Source organism: Candidatus Aegiribacteria sp. (assembly GCA_021108435.1).
Taxonomy (GTDB): domain Bacteria; phylum Fermentibacterota; class Fermentibacteria; order Fermentibacterales; family JCC-6; genus Aegiribacteria.
In genome coordinates this window covers 1-2470 of sequence record JAIOQY010000041.1, presented here as the reverse complement: position 1 = coordinate 2470, position 2470 = coordinate 1, and the positions used below count along the sequence as shown (strand labels likewise).

The 2470-nt window shown below is 45.4% G+C and carries 3 protein-coding genes; all 3 read left to right on the top strand.

Annotation, left to right across the window (positions count from 1 at the left end; translation table 11 throughout):
* Positions 1 to 455, top strand: a 455-nt coding sequence (locus K8R76_02545) for a DsrE/DsrF/DrsH-like family protein (GenBank protein MCD4847052.1), incomplete at its 5' end; no start/stop codon positions are given.
* A gap of 184 nt (positions 456 to 639) precedes the next feature.
* On the top strand, positions 640 to 1974 hold the full coding sequence (locus tag K8R76_02540) for an AAA family ATPase (protein MCD4847051.1): 1335 nt from the start codon (positions 640 to 642) through the stop codon (positions 1972 to 1974).
* 84 nt (positions 1975 to 2058) lie between these two features.
* Positions 2059 to 2412, top strand: coding sequence for a hypothetical protein (locus tag K8R76_02535; protein ID MCD4847050.1), 354 nt, complete (start codon positions 2059 to 2061; stop codon positions 2410 to 2412).
* The last annotated feature ends 58 nt before the right edge of the window (positions 2413 to 2470 follow it).

Sequence of the window (2470 nt, the reverse complement as noted above, 5' to 3'; positions counted from 1 at the left end):
TAATTGTTTTTTCCGGTTCACTGGATAAACTTATTGCAGCTTTCATTATAGCAACCGGAGCGGCTGCGATGGGATCAGAGGTTACATTGTTTTTCACATTCTGGGGAACTGCTGCACTGAGGAAGAAATTCAGAGTAAAGAAAGATTTTATGTCCAGGATGTTTGGATTTATGCTTCCGACGGGATTTGATCAGTTAAAACTTTCAAAACTGAATATGGCCGGCGCGGGAACTTCTATGATGAAGCACCTGATGAAGAAAAAGAATATCGTCACACTCGCTGAATTGCTTGAGCTCTCTCAGGAAATGAACATCAAGATCTTTATCTGTGAAATGTCAATGGATTTAATGGGAATGAAACACGAAGAGATGGTTGATTACAAGAATCTTGAATACTGCGGAGTGGCTAAATTTCTGGCAGAGGCTCATGAGAGCAGGAACAGTCTTTTCATATGATCGAATAACCGGTATTCAGACAATAATTCATGATCGACGGATGTACCAGCCAATCTATCAAGTTCCAGCGATATATATACAACAAATGGCAAAAAGTAGTAGATGCTGCAAATATCTCCTATGAAATATTCGATAATTCCCGAATATCGTTGACTTGTTGTAAATTACTTGCTAGATTCCTGACATGAAACGCAAAGCTGAAAAAGCACTTGCAGTCTGGAAAAGCAAATCATCGCGGAAGCCTCTGTTATTGCGAGGTGTGCGCCAGTGCGGCAAGACATACTTGCTGAAGAATATATTCGGTGCTTCATTTCCGGTGTGCCACTACTTTGACCTGGAAAGAGACGCCGAAGTCGCGTCGATCTTTCAGAATGGAAACCTTGAACCGAAGCGTCTGCTGTCGGAACTGGAGTATGCGGCGAATGCATCAATTGACCCTCACACAAACCTGATAATCTTCGATGAGATTCAAGCTTGCCCCAGAGCTCTAACCTCTCTGAAATATTTCAATGATGATCTTCCAGGGTCTTTCATATGCGCTGCAGGAAGCCTGGTGGGTGTTACAATGTCCGATGAACCATTTCCGGTAGGCAAGGTGGATTTCCTGGATCTTTATCCAATGAGCTTTCCTGAGTTTCTAGAGGGAGTAGGAGAAGACAGAGCTCTGAAGGCTCTTCTACTTGGCAGTGTTGATCAGAAACTTCCCGATATCGTTCACAGTAAACTCTGGGAGCTGCTGGGGGAGTATCTAGTCACAGGAGGCATGCCTGAGGTCGTTGAAACCTTCCAGGACATGAGAGGAAAAAGCTTGCGGAATGCCTTTTATGAAGTACGGGGCATTCAGGATAATCTCATCAAGGGTTATCTCGCAGATATGGCCAAGCATTCCGGACGGGAAAACTCCATGCACATCGAACGTGTCTGGAGAAATTTACCTGCACAGCTCGGAAGAGAAATTGATAGTAATGCGCACAGATACAGATTCAAAGGAGTGATACCTGGACGGAAGGGATACAGAGAGCTTGCGGGACCTATAGGATGGTTGGAAAAGACTCGCCTGGTGCTCAGGTGTCTGATCACTAATCGAGCAGAGCCCCCACTCTCAGCCTGGACCAACCCTGGCAGATTCAAGCTCTACTCCCATGATGTCGGAATTCTTGGAGCTATGGCTGATATACCTCTCCTGAACAGGGGTGGTTTTCGGGAAGGATTCTACAAGGGATGGGTAGCGGAAAGCCTGGTTGCCCAGGAAATGATTGCTGTCGGTGGGCAAGCTCTTTACTCCTGGAAGGAAAATACTGCCGAAGTTGAGTTCCTGCAGCAGCAGGAAAATAGTATCTATCCGATTGAAGTTAAGGCAGGAAGGAGAGCCAATTCAAAATCAGCAGGAGTCTTTGCGTCCAGATACAATTCACCATGTATTGTAAAACTGGGTGCATGGAACTTCCGGACAAGGGGAAGAACCCACTTCATACCCCTGTATGCGGCCGGATTAGTCAGCTCCTTCTTGAAAGCTTAAATGCAATAGGATTGCCGTGACATTTCACAGGTACTTAAGTAATTAATGCAAGTGAAATCAACTGAGTCGAAGTATTGGAGAATAATGAAAATGATTGCGCTTCTATTGCTCACTGTTCCGCTCTTCCTGGCAGGCTGCCGAAATAACGACGATCAGATCACCCAGGTCAAAGTATGGAACGCAGACTTCCAGGTCATTCAGACCATCGACGATTCTACCACGCTGGGATCATTCAAAAGCATTTGGGAAGACAGAACAACAATCACCATGCCTGAGAGACCGGATTTCACTCACAAAGTTGACATTGCCACAACCGAAGGATCTACGAGGTGGCTGTACCATCCAGACGGCTATATAACGGTCTTAAGTACCAATTCCAGCACACCGATCTATCATATTGCTCAACCGGACAGGCTAAGAGAGATACTGATTCCCTAACAATGATACCTGATAAGGGAGCGAAGCAGGTTATCTATTAACGGGTCCTACAGCTAGT

What these genes read in the sequence shown, in the direction of transcription:
- K8R76_02535 (MCD4847050.1), top strand. Translation starts at nt 2,059, where the DNA reads ATGAAAATGATTGCGCTTCTATTGCTCACTGTTCCGCTCTTCCTGGCA.
- K8R76_02540 (MCD4847051.1), top strand. Translation starts at nt 640, where the DNA reads ATGAAACGCAAAGCTGAAAAAGCACTTGCAGTCTGGAAAAGCAAATCA.